Below are 15,518 nucleotides of genomic sequence, written 5' to 3'. Positions count from 1 at the left end.
TATCGCTCAGGCGACCATCGCCATATTGATCTTGCCGAGCTGGATGACCGCCTGCGTCCGGCTGTCGACATCGAGTTTCAACAGGATCGCCGAGACATGCGCCTTGATGGTCGCCTCGGAGACGCCGAGTTCGTAGGCGATCTGCTTGTTCAGCAGCCCTTCGCCGAGCATGGTCAGCACCCGGCTCTGCTGCGGCGTCAGCGTATGCAGGCGGTGGATCAGGTCGGCGACATCGGGATCTTGCTTTTGGCCGTCGCGATAGCTCTCGGGCGTGGCAATGTCGCCGGCAAGCACCGTCTGGATGCTGCGGCGGATGTCGTCGATGCCGGAGGATTTCGAAATGAAGCCAGAAGCACCGAGTTCCAGCGCCCGGCGGATGGTCGTCGCGTCGTCGGTCGCCGAGACGATGACGATCGGCAGGCTGGCGAATTCGGAGCGCAGCGCCATCAGGCCGGAAAAGCCGCTGACCCCGGGCATGGCGAGGTCGAGTAGCATCAGGTCGGCATCCGCATGGGCGCCGGCGGCCCGGCGCGCGGCGGCGAAATCGCCGGCCTCGACGATCGATTGCCGGCCTTCCATGCCGATCACCGCCTGGCGCAGCGCGTCACGGAAAAGCGGGTGATCGTCCGCAATGATGATGGTGTGTTCCTGCATCGAAAACTCCCTCCCAAGAGCCCGATCATGCCTTGCATGCGACGCCATCCCTCCGCGTTGCATGCCGGCTTGCTCATACCGACTATATCAGATCAGGTCTTCTGCGGAAGGGGATTGGTGTTTTCCTCGGCCTGGAACTCCTTCACCATCCCCATGAAACTCTTCATCATCCGCTCCATGATGCTGATCGAACGGTCGACCTCGGCATCGCTCGGCAGCGCACGCTGGATCACACCGCCCTGTTCGAGTGCCGTCACCCGCTTTGACAGCCGGTCGAGTTCGTCCTCATAGGCCGCCCGCTCGTCGGCGGCCATCCGGCAGACGAGGGCGCCGTCCTTGTCCTGGCAGATCGACATGGCCCCGGTCTGCCGGTCGAGCCGGACGAAATGGTCACCGCTCTTCTCCAGCTGGAAGCGGCCCGCATCGGTTTCGACGGCCGCGGCCGCCAATGGCATCAGAAAAACGCCAAGCGTGATAACGAATGCCTTCATCTTCTTATCCTCCGGATTTTGGCGGTCCCGTTTTTCGGCGCCGGGGCGTGGACATCGCCGCCTCTTTCCTGCAAAGCCCTCGTGACCAAGGAACAGCCTATCGTGAGGCCATGATGACCCTGACACCGACCCTTTACAAGATCGTGACGGAAACGCTCTGGCAGCAAGCCAGACAAACCGGCACTTTTCATGGCGCCGGCATTGATCTCAAGGATGGCTTCATCCATTTCTCGACAGCGGAGCAGGTGAAGCAAACTGCCGCCTTGCATTTTGCCGGCCAGTCCGGCCTGCTGCTGATTGCCGTCGATGGCAGCGGCCTCGGTGACAAGCTGGTCTTCGAACCCTCGCGCGGCGGCGATCTCTTCCCGCATCTCTACGCCGATCTGCCGCTGGCCGCCGTGCTCTGGGAGGCGCCGCTGCCGCTCGACGAAGCTGGGGCCCATGTCTTTCCGGAGCTGCAGTCATGATCGATCCCCTCAAGCGTCTCGCCCGCAAGGGTCTCTTCCTGTTCGATCCGGAAACGGCGCACGGCATGTCGATCGCCGCCTTGAAATCCGGCCTCGTGCCCGCTTGCCAGCTGACGCCCGATCCGCGCCTGCGCCAGACCGTTGCTGGCCTTACCTTCGAAAATCCGCTCGGCATGGCCGCCGGCTACGACAAGAATGCCGAAGTGCCGGAGGCGCTGTTGAAGCTCGGTTTCGGCTTTACCGAGATCGGCACGGTGACGCCGAAGCCGCAATCCGGCAATCCGCGGCCGCGCATCTTCCGCCTGGTGGAGGATGAAGGCGTCATCAACCGTCTCGGCTTCAACAATGAAGGCCATGATGCCGCCTTCGGGCGCCTCGCCGCGCTAGGGGGCGGTGGCATGATCGGCGTCAACATCGGCGCCAACAAGGATAGCGAGGACCGCATCGCCGACTATGTCGCCGGCATCCGCCGTTTTTATTCCGTCGCGCGCTATTTCACCGCCAACATCTCATCGCCGAACACGCCCGGCCTGCGCGACCTGCAGGGGCGCGAAAGCTTGGCGGTGCTGTTATCATCAGTGCTTGCGGCGCGCGACGAGATGGCAGCGACTTCCGGCCGGAAGATCCCGGTCTTTCTGAAGATCGCCCCTGATCTGACCGAGGAAGGTATGGACGATATCGCTGCCGAGGCGCTCTCGCATGCGCTGGATGGCCTGATCGTTTCCAACACCACGCTGTCGCGCGACGGCCTCAAGGATCAGCGCCAGGCGAAGGAGGCGGGCGGCCTTTCCGGCGTACCGCTGTTCGAAAAGTCGACGGCGGTGCTCGCCAGGATGCGCAAGCGTGTCGGCCCTGATCTGCCGATCATCGGCGTCGGCGGCGTCTCCTCGGCCGAAACCGCGCTCGAGAAGATCAGGGCGGGTGCCGATCTGGTCCAGCTCTACTCCTGCATGGTGTATGAAGGCCCCGGCTTGGCCGGCGATATCGTCCGCGGCCTCTCGAAACTCCTGGACCGCGAGAAGGCCGCCTCGATCCGCGACTTGCGCGACACCCGGCTGGATTATTGGGCGGCGCGAAAGGTCTGATCGGCCCGCCGCTTCACCAGCGTCGCCAGGAAGAACCCGCGGAAGAGCAGGAAGGCGTTCATCGCCAGCCACAGGCCGTGGTTGCCGAAGAGCGGCACGAAGACCGCGAGCATCACGAGATAGCCGGCAAAAGAGATCAGCATCCGGTTGCGCATGTCGACCGACCACGTGGCGCCGATGAAGACCCCGTCCATCAGGAAGGCGAGCGCTCCGGTCAGTCCCGTCACCGCCGCCCAGGGCAGATAGATTTCAGCCGCCTGCCGCACCTCCGGTGAGGTCGTCAGCACCGAGATCAGCCAGGGACCGGCGAGGAAGAAGAAGGCGGAGCCAACAGCCGCCAGCCCGAAGGACCACAAGATCGTGAGCTTCAGCCCACGGTCGAAGGCCGGCCGGTAATGCGCGCCGATCGCCCGGCCGATGATCTGTTCGGCGGCATTGGCAAGCCCGTCGAGATAATAGCCCGACAGCAGAAAGAAATTCATCACCACGGCATTGGCGGCAAGCGTCACCGCGCCGAAGCTGGTGCCGATCCGCGTCATGATGGTGAAGGCGCCGATCAGCACGAAGGTGCGGATCAGGATGTCGCGGTTGAGCGCGAAAAGCTCGGCCAGCCGGTGCCGGGAAAAGATCTCCGCCCATGCCGGCCGCGCTGCCTTGCCGAAGCCTCGCAGCACAATGGCTAGCCCGGCGAGCGCGCCGACCGTTTCGCCGGCCATCGTGCCCCAGGCAACCCCCGCCACGCCCCAGTCGAGCGTCAGGCCAAGATAGATGGAAAGCAGGATGTTGATGCCGTTGATAACAGCCTGCAGCAGCAGTCCGATATTGCCCTGTCCGCGCCCGAGCACGAACCCCAGGATGGCATAATTCGCCAGCGCCGCCGGTGCTGCCAGCATGCGGATCGAAAAATAGGTGCTGGTCGCCTCGGCGATCGCGCCTTCCGCCCCCATCAGCCTCAACCCCGCCGCCATCAGCAGCGGCGAAAGACCGAGCAGCGCCAGTCCACAGCCGAGCGCCGAAATTATCGCCCGGGAGAACACTGCCTGCTGCCCGTGCTGGTCGCGCCGGCCATAGGCCTGCGCCGTCAGCCCGGTCGTCGACGCGCGCAGGAAGTTGAAGCTGCCGAGGATCAGATCGAAGAGCATCGCGCCGATCGCCAGCCCTGCCAGCGCCTCCGCATTGCCCATGCGGCCGACGACGGCGGTGTTCGTCAGCCCGAGCAGCGGCGTCGTCATGAACCCCAGCGTCATCGGAATGGCGATCGACAGCACCAGCCGGTGCGTCACGTCGAACGCAAGCGCGTTGTGATTGCTGCGTGTATCCATGCCGGCCTCGTCGCGGCAGCGCCACGCGTCGTTTCAGACGCGCAACAGACGCTGCATCACTTGAACTGCTGCAGGCGGAATCACCTCAGCTGGAAAGCACCATGGCCCAATAGGGCAGGTTCCTGGAAGATGTATTATGGGCGACGGCAACGCCAAGACCGTCATAACGACCGAGCATGTTTTCCAGGTGATGCGGCGAGTTGATCCAGGCCGTCAACACGGCATCGACGCTTTGCTGGCCGGCGGCGATATTCTCAGCCGCCGGCAGCCGCACGCCGCTCGCCTTGACGCGCGCACCGAAGCTGTCGGTCATGCCCATCAGATGCGCCATCTTGCCGGCGCTCGCCATGCGTTTCGCCTGGAACAAGGCTGCAGTGCTCGCCGCCGGATCGACGGTAAGCGGCGGCAGGCCGTTTTTGGCCCTGAGCTGGTTGACGAGCGGCAGCACGCTCGCCGTCTCGTCCTCGCCGTCGGAAGGCGTCCCAGCGATTCGCGGGGTCGTGGTGCAGCCGGCGATGCCGGCGGCGAGCGCAAGTCCGGAAAGGCGCAACAGGCTGCGTCTGGAAAGATCGATGGATGTCATGTTACCGGCGGTAGTTGAAAAGACGAAGGATGATGAAGAGCGGGATGACAATCGTTGCGCCGAGGATGAGATAGTCGCCAACGCGCCCGAGGGCCGAGAAGCCCCGATACCAGATCTCCAGGATGAAATCGCGTATACCGTAGATGATGCCCCATGGCGTCAGGCCAAAGACGGTCATGACGAAACCGACGATCAGCGACACCACGATAAGCTTTATCAATGTGCGGCCGATTGAATCGCCGAGGAACCTGTTCGCCTGATCGGACATAAGCCATCTCCTGTTTGCCCTTGGAATAAGGTCGCGGCGCGTTGCCCGCAAGTCCTTTCCGGAATTGGCCGCCTCGCCTCTGAAATAGGACTTGAGTTTTTTTGTGGCCGCCGCCAAATGCGGGCCGGTGCATGTCGCCCGGAAGTGTGCAGCGGTTCCGGGAAAACGACATGCATAAAACAAAGAGCTACAGCATTCTTTGCGTCTCTGAAAAGACGCGCAAAGGATGCTGTAGCCAATAAGGTCCATTGATGCAGCCCCACCAGCTTTCCTCCGGCGATGTCATTGCCGACCGCCGCGCCGATTATGCCAGGATGCTCGAGGAAGGCAGCGAGCCGGAAGCGGCTGCCGAGCTGATGGAGCAGGCCATCGAACTCGTGCCCGCCTGGGCGGCTGGCTGGTATCGCCTGGCCACCTATCTGGAAAAGGCGGGCAGGGGTGAAGCCGCGATCGAGGCCTATCGCAGGACGCTTGCCCTCGATCCTGAAGACATTTTCGGCGCCGCCCTCAAGCTCGCCCTTCTCGGCGATGCGGCCACGCCCGACCTGCCGCCGAGCCGCTATGTCGAGCGCCTCTTCGACGACTATGCCGACCGGTTCGAATCAGCACTTGTCGATAAACTCGACTACAACGTCCCGCAGCAACTGGCCGCGCTCATCGCCTCCACCGGCAGGCGCTACGAACTGGCCGTCGATCTCGGCTGCGGCACAGGCCTGCTCGGTCCGGAGATCCGTAGCCGTGCCGGTCGCCTCGAAGGCTTCGATCTTTCGCAGAACATGCTGGCGAAGGCCGGCGAGAAACGGGTCTATGACAGTCTCGCCCAGGCCGATCTCTCGCTTGCGTCCGATCTTTCCGGCCTCTTCGTGGATGCCGCGCGCCATCGCGCCGACCTGGTGACGGCAGCCGATGTGCTGATGTATCTCGGCAATCTCGAAAGCGTCTTTGCCATCGTTGGAGAGCTCGCTGCACCAGGCGCCGATATCGCCTTTTCCGTCGAGGATGCAGGGGACGGCGAGGGCTTTCATCTCGCCCCGTCGCTGCGCTACGCCCATTCGGAAAGCTATGTCAGGATGCTTCTTGCCCGTCACGGCTTCCAAATCCTCAAGATTGACAAGTCGGTCATTCGCAAAGATGGCGGAAAACCCGTTTCCGGCATTCTGTTCCTTGCGCAGAAGCCCGCGTGAGCGAACACTTCTTGCGATTTTTTAATAGGTCAGCATTGCTTACCTATTTCGCTTGATCGAGCGACCGAAAAACCCGATACTGCACCGCATCGGCAGAGAGCCCGGCAATGAACGCCGCGGCGCTCGGGCTCCTTTCATAATCCCAAATTCCGTCGCGCTCGGGCCTTCCCAAGCGCGTTCTTCAACTCGTCTGGCGTGGAGACTGGCGACATGACACAGCTCATCAATGACCTTGGCTTCTGGAATACGACTGCGACGCGCCACACCCCGATCGAAGACGTGCAGGGCATATTCTCCGGCAGTCTCGTCGCCGCTCTCGGCCTCTACGTGCTCGCCAGCGCCGGCCTCCTCACTGGCAGCACGGCCGGCGTGGCTTTCCTCCTGCATTATGCCTTCGGCGTCAATTTCGGCCTCGCCTTCTTCCTGCTCAACCTGCCATTCTTCTATCTCTCCTGGAAGCGCCTCGGCATGGCCTTCACCATCAAGACCTTCATCGCCATCGGCCTGACCTCGGTGCTTGCCGATGTGCAGTCGCGCTTCCTGTCCATTTCGAACATTCATCCGGCCTGGGCGGCCCTTCTCGGCGGCCTGCTGCTGGGCTTCGGCCTGCTGGCGCTTTATCGCCACCGCGCCAGCCTTGGCGGTGTCGGCATTCTCGGCATCTACCTGCAGGAGCGTTTCGGCATCCGCGCCGGCCTCGTTCAGCTCGCCATCGACATGTGCGTGCTCGCCGCCGCCTTCTTCGTCACCACGCCGCCTGTCGTCTTCTATTCGGTGCTCGGCGCCGTCGTCCTCAACCTCTTCGTCGCCATCAACCACCGCGCCGACCGTTACATCGCGCTTTAGTTTTACGCATGTCGTTGTCGCAAAACCGCCGCACACTTTTGCGCGACATGCTCTAACGTTACAAATCGGTAAGCCATTCTAAACAAAACGTAACTTGCCTGTGATCGGTCTCGGCGCCAAACTCTGCTCGCGCCGGATTTGATGAGGTGAACTATGTCAGATTTGGAAAAGCTTGTGAGACGCCGTATGCAGGAAGAACGCGCCAAGGGCGCTTCCGCAGAAGAAATTGCGAAAGTCGTCCGAGACATATTCAACAGCATGGACCTCTCGGGCAATCGGTTTGACGCCGTTGCCGTACGCGTCACTCGGGATCACGAGTGATCCGATATTCGACCGACCCGAGATTTTCGGGTCGGTTGCCAGGATGAATTCCCTGTAAGCTGATATCGATCAGGCGGCCTTCGTTACCGCATCAATCGGATGCTGTGAGCGGAAGCCGACGGCAAGCCGGTTCCAGATGTTGATGGCGCCGATCGCCACCGTAATCTTTGTCATTTCCTCTTCGGAAAAATGCGCCTTCAGCGTCTCGTAGTCGGCATCAGGCGCGCCTGTTTTGGCGATATTGGTCACTGCGTCAACCCAGCCGAGCAGCGCCCGTTCGCGGGCGTCATAGACCGGCGATTCCCGCCAGACGCACATCAGGTTGATCCATTGTTCGGAGAGCCCATCATGGCGGGCTTCCTTCACATGCATGTCGACGCAATAGGCACAGCCATTGATCTGCGAGGCGCGCAGCTTGATCAGGTGGATGAAGCGGCGCTCCAGCCCGGAGGACTGGACATATTGCTCGAGCGCGGCGACCGCCTTGTAGGCATCGGGAGCGGCTTTGGCGAAGTTGAAACGTGGTTGCATGGTGTTTCTCCTTTGTTGGTGGCTCAACGAGCCGTCTTGCGTTCATGGATTTCAAGGAAAGCGCAGCCTCTAGCTGCGATCGATCCGTCGTCGAGAGCGTTCAGTTCGATGCCGAGATCCGCAATGCTCGTCTTGGCAAGTTCGGCCCGATAGAGCCGTTCGGCTCTCAGCATCGCCGCGCTGATGTTACAGGGCTTGGCAAAGAAGCGATCGGAGACCGGGTTCGGTCCGCGCTGGCGGATTTCGGCGCAGCGGAAGGCGGGCGCCGGCCCTTCGACCGCGATCACGATGTCGAGCAGCGAAATTTCCTTCGCCGCCTTTGCCAGCCGATATCCGCCCTTCGGCCCCGGTACGGTATCGAGGATGCCGGCGCCCGACAGCGCCTGCAGATGCTTCAGCAGGTAGCTCGTCGAAACGCCGTGGAATTCCGCCAGAGCGGCCGCCGAAAGCACGCCGCCTTCGGAGAGCCCGGAAAGCATCGCAACGCTGTGAATGGCCTGCTCGACCCCGTCGCCCATCTTCATTCAAGTGGCCTCCTCAAGTCATGGATAAAAAATATCCATGATTATTGCTTTTGTCAATCGCTCTTCTTTTTCCCCCGCATTTCACTACCTTCCAGGCGTGGACCAGATCGATTCCGAAGCCCGTGCCCTGCTTCCCGCTGCCTTTACCCGCTGGTTTGCGGAAAAGGGCTGGCGGCCACGCGCCCATCAGCTGGAACTGCTTGCCCGCGCCGAGGCCGGCGAAAGCACGCTGCTGATTGCGCCGACTGGCGCCGGCAAGACGCTTGCCGGTTTCCTGCCCTCGCTCACCGATCTCACCCGTCGCGGCAAGATCCCGCCCGGCTCCGCCTTCACCGGCATCCACACCCTCTATGTCTCACCGCTGAAGGCGCTTGCCATCGATATCGAGCGCAATCTGATGAAGCCGGTCGAGGAGATGGGCCTGCCGGTCACGATAGAAAACCGCACCGGCGACACGCCGAATGCCAAGCGCCAGCGCCAGAAGCTCAACCCGCCGGATATTCTGCTGACCACGCCGGAACAGGTCGCCCTGCTTCTGGCAAACCGGGAGGCCGAGCGCTTCTTCAAAGACCTGAAATATGTTGTCCTCGACGAGCTGCATTCGCTGGTCACCTCCAAGCGAGGCCATATGCTTTCGCTCGGCCTTGCCCGCCTGCGCCGCCTTGCCCCCGGTCTCCAGACGATCGGCCTGTCGGCCACCGTCGCCGAGCCCATGGATCTGCAGAAATGGCTGGTCGGCCAGGAAGAGGGCCGGGAGCATCATGCCGGGCTCGTCGTCGTCGAAGGCGGCGCCAAACCCGATATCTCGATCCTGTCGACCGAAGAGCACATTCCCTGGGCCGGCCATTCCGCCCGATATGCAATTCCGGATGTCTACAACAAGCTTGTCGAACATCGCACGACGCTGCTCTTCGTCAACACCCGCAGCCAGGCCGAAATGCTTTTCCAAGCACTCTGGACGATCAATGACGACAACCTGCCGATCGCCCTTCATCACGGCTCCCTCGATGTCGGCCAGCGCCGCAAGGTCGAGGCGGCGATGGCCGAAAACCGGCTGCGCGCCGTCGTTGCCACCTCCACCCTCGATCTCGGCATCGACTGGGGCGATGTCGATCTCGTCATCCATGTCGGCGCGCCGAAGGGCGCCTCGCGTCTTGCCCAGCGCATCGGTCGTGCCAACCACCGCATGGACGAGCCGTCGAAGGCGATCCTGGTGCCGGCCAACCGCTTCGAGGTCATGGAATGCCAGGCAGCTCTCGACGCCAATTATATCGGCGCGCAGGACACCCCGCCGGTCGGCCGCGGCGCGCTCGACGTGCTCGCCCAGCATGTGCTCGGCATGGCCTGCGCCGAACCCTTCGACATGCTGGAACTTTACGATGAAATCATCAGCGCCTCTCCCTATGCCGATCTGAGCTGGGAGACCTTCGAGCGCATCGTCGATTTCGTCGCGACCGGCGGTTATGCGCTCCGGACCTACGAGCGTTATGCCCGCATCCGCAAGACCGCGGAGGGCCGCTGGCGCGTCTCCAATCCGGCGGTCGCCCAGCAATATCGCCTCAACCTCGGCACCATCGTCGAAAGCCCGATGCTGAATATCCGCATGGTCAAGCGCGGCGAGGGCGGCAGGATCGGCCGCGGCGGCGCCACGTTGGGGAAGGTCGAGGAATATTTCCTCGAGCAATTGTCGCCCGGCGATACTTTCCTCTTTTCCGGCAAGGTGCTGCGCTTCGAAGGCATCCGCGAAAACGAATGCTTGGCGTCGCAGGCCTTCTCGCTCGATCCGAAGATCCCCTCCTATAATGGCGGCAAGTTTCCGCTATCGACTTATCTCGCCGAGCAGGTGCGGGCGATGATCGCCGATCCCGATCGCTGGCGCCGCCTGCCGGATCAGGTGCGCGACTGGTTGTCGCTGCAGAACGACAAGTCGATGCTGCCGAAGCGCGACGAGTTTCTGATCGAAACCTTCCCGCGCGGCAGCCGCGGCTATATGGTCGCCTATCCCTTCGAAGGCCGTCTCGCCCACCAGACGCTCGGCATGCTGCTGACCCGCAGGCTGGAGCGGATCGGCGCCAAGCCGCTCGGTTTCGTCGCCACCGACTATTCCCTAGCCATCTGGGGCCTCGAGGATATGGGGCTGATGATCGGCAATGGCCGGCTCAATCTCTCCGACCTTTTCGACGAGGACATGCTCGGAGACGATCTCGAAGCCTGGCTGGACGAATCCTTCCTGTTGAAGCGCACCTTCCGCAATTGCGCCGTGATTGCAGGCTTGATCGAGCGCCGCCATCCGGGCAAGGAAAAGAGCGGCCGCCAGATCACCGTCTCCGCCGATCTGATCTACGACGTGCTGCGCAGCCACGAGCCGGATCACATCCTCCTGCAGGCGACGCGACAGGATGCGGCGACGGGACTTTTGGACATTGGCCGTCTTGGCGATATGCTGAGACGAATCAGGGGCCACATCACCCACCGCGCCCTCGACCATATTTCCCCACTCGCCGTGCCGGTGATGCTGGAAATCGGACGCGAGGCGGTGCCGGGCGAGGCCCATGACACGTTGCTCGCCGAAGCGGCGGACGATCTGATCGCCGAAGCACTCGCTTAACGAGAATTGGATCTGGTGAGAATTAGGGTCCGATGATTTAGGCCTGACGACGATTTGGGAATGACGACCGTGATGAACCGCCTGGCGCTGGCGCGCGACATATCAGGACTGACCGTGATGCCGGGCATCGAGACATCGGTCCATGGCATTGCCGCCTTCTGCGATCCGCTCGGCGCCCTCTATCTGCCGGATACCGGCCTGCTCGTCGTCTCCGACCTGCATCTGGAAAAGGGCGCAGCCTTTGCGCGCCGCGGCATGATGCTGCCGCCTTACGATACGCTGGCGACGCTGACCGTCCTTGCCGCCGTCATATCGCGTTATGATCCGAAGCTCGTCATCTCGCTCGGCGATAATTTCCACGACCGCATCGGTTCCAAGCACCTGCCGGAGAATTTTCGCGCCCTGATCGTCGAGATGGCGCGCGGTCGCGAATGGATCTGGATCAATGGCAACCATGATCCGGATGGCATCGTCGATCTGCCGGGCACATCTGCCGACGAGATGCATTATGCCGGCCTGACCTTTCGGCACGAGCCGAAGAACGGCTTGCAGAGCGGCGAAATCGCCGGCCACCTGCACCCGTCGGCGACTGTCCGCCGCCGCGAAAAATCCGTCCGCCGCCCCTGCTTTGCCACCGACGGCGCCCGCCTGCTGATGCCGGCCTTCGGCGTCATGAGCGGCGGTCTGGATCTCGGGCACCAGGCGATGAAGGGCCTGTTCGACAAGGCTTCGCTGGTGGCGCATCTGTTGGGGCGAGATCGGATTTATTCGGTGCGGTATGGGAATTTGAGGGGGTAGCGCTTTTTATCTCGATGTGCCGCGTAAGCCCCCTCGACCCTGGGCCCGGCAGGGCAGAGGGGGGCTGGCACGGCACCACCTAAACTCAATCACACTCCTGCAACTGCCGCTGATACGTCCCGGCCATCCGCGCAAACTTCTGCGCTGTCTGCTGCAATTGCCCGTTCGAGCGCCAGTCGCCGCGTTTGTATCCCGTCGGCCCGGAATAATAGGCGAGATAGAGATTATAGGCATCGTTCAGCGGAATGCCGGTCTCCACGCTGTTCTGGTAATGATACCAACCGATGAAATCGATCGCGTCGGCGAAGTTCGCCCGCCGCGCGGTCCAGTTCCCCATCTGCGACTGATAGTGATCCCAAGTCCCGTCGAGAGCCTGCGAATAGCCATAGGCCGTCGATGGACGGGTCCAGGGAATGAAGCCGAACAGCTTGGTCCGCGGCGGCCGCGCATAGGGCTGGAAGCCGGATTCGGTATACATCGTCGCCATCAGGATCGGCACGGGCACGCCGTACTTCTTCTCCGTCCGCTGGGCGGCGCTCTGCCAGCTGGAGAAGAGCCCGTCGCGCTCGTCGAAGACGGCACAGATGTTCCTCGTCTGCTTCGGCGCCGTGGCGCAGCCGGCAAGCAGCGCCAGACCCACGGCCGTCAGAACGATACGAGTACGCATGACAAAACCTCTCGTTTCCGAGAGATTACTAACTCGTAAATGTTAAAAACCGGTTTTTAGTCGAATGCGAACTTCCTCTAGCCGGCACCAGCCCTCATCCGCCTGCCGGCACCTTCTCCCCGTAAACGCGGCGAAGGGGATATGCCGCACCCTCTCCGTTCCCAGCCACCTCTCGCAGGGCACGTCCCCTCTCCCCGTTTTTTGCGGGGGTCCGAAGGACGGGTCGAGACGAGTGGCTCGACCCCGGCAGGTTAGGGTCAGGGGCAGCCATCAGAAACGACCGCCGGTGGGCTCGTAGCGCAGGATCACCGCGCCGCCTTCCGTCGTCGAGGATTCGATGAGCTTCAGCGGCACCTGGCCCTCTGCCCGTTTGAAAAGCGGATTGCCGCCGCCGAGGATCACCGGCACCAGGCAAATCCTGATTTCGTCGATAAGCCCTGCTTTCAGCAGGCTGTCGGCAAGCTCGGCGCTGCCGAAGATGAAGATCGTCTTGCCGTCCTCCTGCTTCAGCCGCGTCAATTCGGGGATCGGATCGCTGACGACGCGGGCATTGTTCCAGCCGGGCTCGGTGATCGTCCGCGACACGGCGATCTTGGCGATGCCGTTCATATAGGCTTTGATCTCACCTTCGCCCTCGGCTGTCGGCCAGTAGGAGGCCATGCCCTCATAGGTCTTGCGGCCGAAGACCAGCAGGTCGCCTTCCCTGCCGAACTGTTCGGCATAGCGCTGCAATTCAGGCCCCCAGGCGAGATTGTGGAAGTCGATATCCCACGGCTTCGTACCTTCGAAATAACCATCGAGCGTCATCAGGTTCCAGACAACAAGCTTCCTCATTTCCTTCCTCCTTCTGAATTGCCAACCGATTGCGTATGGCAACTGGTTGAAAGCTAAATAAACTGATAGCAATATGCAAGCGGTTTTTTGGAGGCATGGATGAGCTGCCGCCAAAACATCCGCGTAGCAGCTCCCGCAAAGTGGGCTCGACGCCGGACTCAAATCGATAGAAGAAATCGAGAGGAAATGGAGCGTCGAGCCTTGGCGGCAGATCAGTCCTTGCGGAAGATCAGGCTGGCACCCCAGCCGGTGATCACGGCTAGAGCCACGGCCGCGCAGCCGTAGAGGATCGGCTGATCATGCGCCGCATCGGTGATCGTCTGCTCGATGCCGGTCTTGATGACCCGCAGCGGCAGCGACTTCTCAGCCACGAAAAGACCGCTCTTGAACAGATAGGCGCGCACGCTGTGCACGCCGTTCGGAATGTTCGCCGGCAAGCGCAGGCTCGCCTTGAAGAGGTTGGAGGAAACGAACCGCACGCCGCTTGGGTTGCGGTCGTAGAGCCCGCCGCCCTGCTGCAGCCGCCGGAAGGCGTCACGGAACTCGCCGAGATTACTGCCGTCGCCGACGAAGCCGACCGGCGTGAGCGGAATGTGATCGATGCCGATTTCCTGGTCGGTCAGGTCAAGCGGCGTCACGATGTCGTCGATCATCCGTGAACTCGACATCGAATAGGAATGCGGCACCGCTTCGAAGGTCATCGAGCGAGTGTTCACCCAGATGCCGAAGACGCGTTCCTTCTTGCGAACCGTCGCATCCTCGCGCGGGCCTTCCAGCACCACGACCACGTCATATTGGCCGACGGCGAGCAGCAACTGGTCGGTGTTCGAGAGCGCCCCGAAAATGGTCAGATCCGCGCCGTGGAAATCCGAGGTGATGGCGATTTCACTGGTCGACGTGCCGATTTCCAACCCTTCACGCACCGCCTCCGTTGCCTGCCCTGGCAGCCACTGCGCTCCGGCAGAGGCCGGCAGCAGGCAAAACAACGCGATGACGAAAACAACCAGGCGCATCAGTTGCCCGCTCCCATCACCACCGAATAGACGTCGGCCGGCGCCACCACCAGCGCGATCGCCAGACGCAGGCCGACGGCGAGCACCAGCAGGCCGAGCAGGGCGCGCAGCTGCTCGCCGCGCAGCTTCTGGCCGACGCGCACGCCATATTGCGCGCCGATGACACCCGCCACCATCAGGATGAAGGCGAGCACGATGTCGACGGAGAAGTTCGTCGCGGCCTGCACGATTGTCGTATAGGCGGTCACGAAGATGATCTGGAACAGCGAGGTGCCGACGACGACATTGGTCGGGATGCGCAACAGGTAGATCATCGCCGGCACCATGATGAAGCCGCCGCCGACACCCATAATCGAGGTAAGGATGCCGATCGCAAAGCCGAGCGCGACGATCGGAATGACGCTGAGATAGATCTTCGATTTCTTGAAACGCACCTTCAGCGGCAGCTTGTGCACCCAATGCTGGTGGCCGGGCTTGCGCGGTGCGGGCGGCTCGTTGCGCGCTGCCCGCCGCATGGCATTGATGCTTTCGAGCAGCATCAGTCCGCCGACGGTGCCGAGGAAGACGACATACATCAGCGAGATGATCAGATCGAGCTGGCCGATGGCGCGCAGCAGCGAGAAGATCCAGATGCCGACCGTCGCACCCGTAAGGCCGCCGACCAGCAGCACCGTGCCGAGCTTGACGTCGAGCGAGCCGCGCCGGAAATGCGTGATCGCGCCAGATATCGACGATGCCACAACCTGGTTGGCGCCGGTCGCGACCGCGACGACGGGTGGGATGTTGTAGAAGATCAGCAGCGGGGTGATCAGAAAACCGCCGCCGACGCCGAACATTCCAGACAGGAATCCGACGGCCGCCCCCATGCCGAGAATGATGAAAATGTTCACCGACAATTCTGCGATGGGCAGATAGATTGTCACAGCCGACCCCGAATGATGACCGCTCCTGCCGGGCGGTTTCTTGTCACGTCCCCGTTCGAATGCGCACCATACGGTGAAATCATTGCCAGAGGCTTTCGATCGGCCCCGTGATTAGCCATAGAGATTGACGGAGAGATCGGTGGCACAGGATTCGCCGGATGCGCGGATCGATATGTCCGGGCATAATCCGGCTTTTTTCAGGTTTTGTGACAGGCTGCGGCAAAATTGGAAAAAGCCTTGCGGCATAGTGCCGCCAGGCCGGATTGCCGACAAAATCGGCCGACTCGTTCAGTTCGCGCCGACGACTGCCCCTCACCCTAACCCTCTCCCCGTAAACGGGGCGGGGGGACGTGCCCTACGAGAAGGAGCGAGGAACGGAGAGGTTGCGGCGATCCCCCT

The 15,518-nt window shown here is 62.1% G+C and carries 17 protein-coding genes; 6 read left to right on the top strand and 11 right to left on the bottom strand.

The window, feature by feature from the left end:
• Positions 1 to 6: 6 nt before the first annotated feature.
• Entirely contained in the window at positions 7 to 654 is a 648-nt protein-coding gene (locus ACS4RR_RS24015) for a response regulator (RefSeq protein ID WP_456189507.1), read from the bottom strand.
• Between the two features lie 92 nt (positions 655 to 746).
• Positions 747 to 1,145, bottom strand: coding sequence for a hypothetical protein (locus tag ACS4RR_RS24010; RefSeq protein ID WP_017966895.1), 399 nt, complete (start codon positions 1,143 to 1,145; stop codon positions 747 to 749).
• Between the two features lie 113 nt (positions 1,146 to 1,258).
• Between ACS4RR_RS24010 and ACS4RR_RS24005 the strand changes: the two genes are divergently transcribed.
• Both ACS4RR_RS24005 and ACS4RR_RS24000 read left to right on the top strand, forming a co-directional pair.
• Positions 1,259 to 1,612: a DUF952 domain-containing protein gene (locus ACS4RR_RS24005; protein ID WP_222296416.1), complete on the top strand. Its 354-nt coding sequence runs from the start codon at positions 1,259 to 1,261 to the stop codon at positions 1,610 to 1,612.
• On the top strand, positions 1,609 to 2,697 hold the full coding sequence (locus tag ACS4RR_RS24000; RefSeq protein WP_017966897.1) for a quinone-dependent dihydroorotate dehydrogenase: 1,089 nt from the start codon (positions 1,609 to 1,611) through the stop codon (positions 2,695 to 2,697). Before ACS4RR_RS24005 ends, ACS4RR_RS24000 begins: the two co-directional genes overlap by 4 nt.
• Here ACS4RR_RS24000 and ACS4RR_RS23995 read toward each other — a convergent pair.
• The 3 genes from ACS4RR_RS23995 to ACS4RR_RS23985 form a co-directional block, all read right to left on the bottom strand.
• On the bottom strand, positions 2,673 to 4,019 hold the full coding sequence (locus tag ACS4RR_RS23995; protein ID WP_260297728.1) for an MATE family efflux transporter: 1,347 nt from the start codon (positions 4,017 to 4,019) through the stop codon (positions 2,673 to 2,675). The genes ACS4RR_RS24000 and ACS4RR_RS23995 overlap by 25 nt on opposite strands.
• An 85-nt stretch (positions 4,020 to 4,104) precedes the next feature.
• The gene (locus tag ACS4RR_RS23990; RefSeq protein ID WP_260297729.1) at positions 4,105 to 4,602 is read right to left on the bottom strand and encodes a CAP domain-containing protein; all 498 of its coding nucleotides are present in this window, start codon (positions 4,600 to 4,602) and stop codon (positions 4,105 to 4,107) included.
• Position 4,603: 1 nt separating this feature from the next.
• Positions 4,604 to 4,870, bottom strand: coding sequence for a DUF6460 domain-containing protein (locus ACS4RR_RS23985; protein ID WP_170263436.1), 267 nt, complete (start codon positions 4,868 to 4,870; stop codon positions 4,604 to 4,606).
• 251 nt (positions 4,871 to 5,121) lie between these two features.
• Between ACS4RR_RS23985 and ACS4RR_RS23980 the strand changes: the two genes are divergently transcribed.
• Positions 5,122 to 6,054 (top strand): class I SAM-dependent DNA methyltransferase, encoded by a 933-nt coding sequence (locus ACS4RR_RS23980; RefSeq protein ID WP_260297730.1) that lies wholly within the window; start codon positions 5,122 to 5,124, stop codon positions 6,052 to 6,054.
• 210 nt (positions 6,055 to 6,264) lie between these two features.
• Complete coding sequence (locus tag ACS4RR_RS23975) at positions 6,265 to 6,900, top strand: YitT family protein (protein WP_456189506.1); 636 nt, start codon at positions 6,265 to 6,267, stop codon at positions 6,898 to 6,900.
• Between the two features lie 390 nt (positions 6,901 to 7,290).
• On the opposite strand, the gene ACS4RR_RS23970 is transcribed toward ACS4RR_RS23975, so the two are convergent.
• Positions 7,291 to 7,752: a carboxymuconolactone decarboxylase family protein gene (locus ACS4RR_RS23970; protein ID WP_088390120.1), complete on the bottom strand. Its 462-nt coding sequence runs from the start codon at positions 7,750 to 7,752 to the stop codon at positions 7,291 to 7,293.
• A gap of 23 nt (positions 7,753 to 7,775) precedes the next feature.
• Positions 7,776 to 8,276, bottom strand: coding sequence for an RrF2 family transcriptional regulator (locus ACS4RR_RS23965; protein ID WP_222386699.1), 501 nt, complete (start codon positions 8,274 to 8,276; stop codon positions 7,776 to 7,778).
• Between the two features lie 97 nt (positions 8,277 to 8,373).
• On the opposite strand from ACS4RR_RS23965, the gene ACS4RR_RS23960 reads away from it, so the two are divergent.
• Entirely contained in the window at positions 8,374 to 10,884 is a 2,511-nt protein-coding gene (locus tag ACS4RR_RS23960) for a ligase-associated DNA damage response DEXH box helicase (protein WP_260111094.1), read from the top strand.
• 72 nt (positions 10,885 to 10,956) lie between these two features.
• The gene (gene pdeM, locus ACS4RR_RS23955) at positions 10,957 to 11,682 is read left to right on the top strand and encodes a ligase-associated DNA damage response endonuclease PdeM (RefSeq protein WP_311202883.1); all 726 of its coding nucleotides are present in this window, start codon (positions 10,957 to 10,959) and stop codon (positions 11,680 to 11,682) included.
• Positions 11,683 to 11,767: 85 nt separating this feature from the next.
• On the opposite strand, the gene ACS4RR_RS23950 is transcribed toward pdeM, so the two are convergent.
• The 4 genes from ACS4RR_RS23950 to ACS4RR_RS23935 all read right to left on the bottom strand — a co-directional run bounded on the left by ACS4RR_RS23950 (position 11,768) and on the right by ACS4RR_RS23935 (position 15,119).
• Positions 11,768 to 12,349 carry a transglycosylase SLT domain-containing protein gene (locus ACS4RR_RS23950; RefSeq protein WP_456189505.1) on the bottom strand — a complete coding sequence of 194 codons (582 nt, stop codon included), beginning with the start codon at positions 12,347 to 12,349 and terminating at the stop codon, positions 11,768 to 11,770.
• Positions 12,350 to 12,619: 270 nt separating this feature from the next.
• Positions 12,620 to 13,183, bottom strand: coding sequence for a dihydrofolate reductase family protein (locus ACS4RR_RS23945; RefSeq protein WP_456189504.1), 564 nt, complete (start codon positions 13,181 to 13,183; stop codon positions 12,620 to 12,622).
• 212 nt (positions 13,184 to 13,395) lie between these two features.
• Complete coding sequence (locus ACS4RR_RS23940; RefSeq protein ID WP_017966910.1) at positions 13,396 to 14,196, bottom strand: TIGR02186 family protein; 801 nt, start codon at positions 14,194 to 14,196, stop codon at positions 13,396 to 13,398.
• Complete coding sequence (locus ACS4RR_RS23935) at positions 14,196 to 15,119, bottom strand: sulfite exporter TauE/SafE family protein (RefSeq protein WP_017966911.1); 924 nt, start codon at positions 15,117 to 15,119, stop codon at positions 14,196 to 14,198. The genes ACS4RR_RS23940 and ACS4RR_RS23935 overlap by 1 nt, the downstream gene beginning before the upstream one ends.
• Positions 15,120 to 15,518 lie beyond the last annotated feature (399 nt).

Source organism: Rhizobium zaerense (assembly GCF_051810725.1).
Taxonomy (GTDB): Bacteria; Pseudomonadota; Alphaproteobacteria; order Rhizobiales; family Rhizobiaceae; genus Rhizobium; species Rhizobium leguminosarum_I.
The sequence above is the reverse complement of the archived record's forward strand: the minus strand, read 5'-3'. Positions and strand labels throughout refer to the sequence as shown.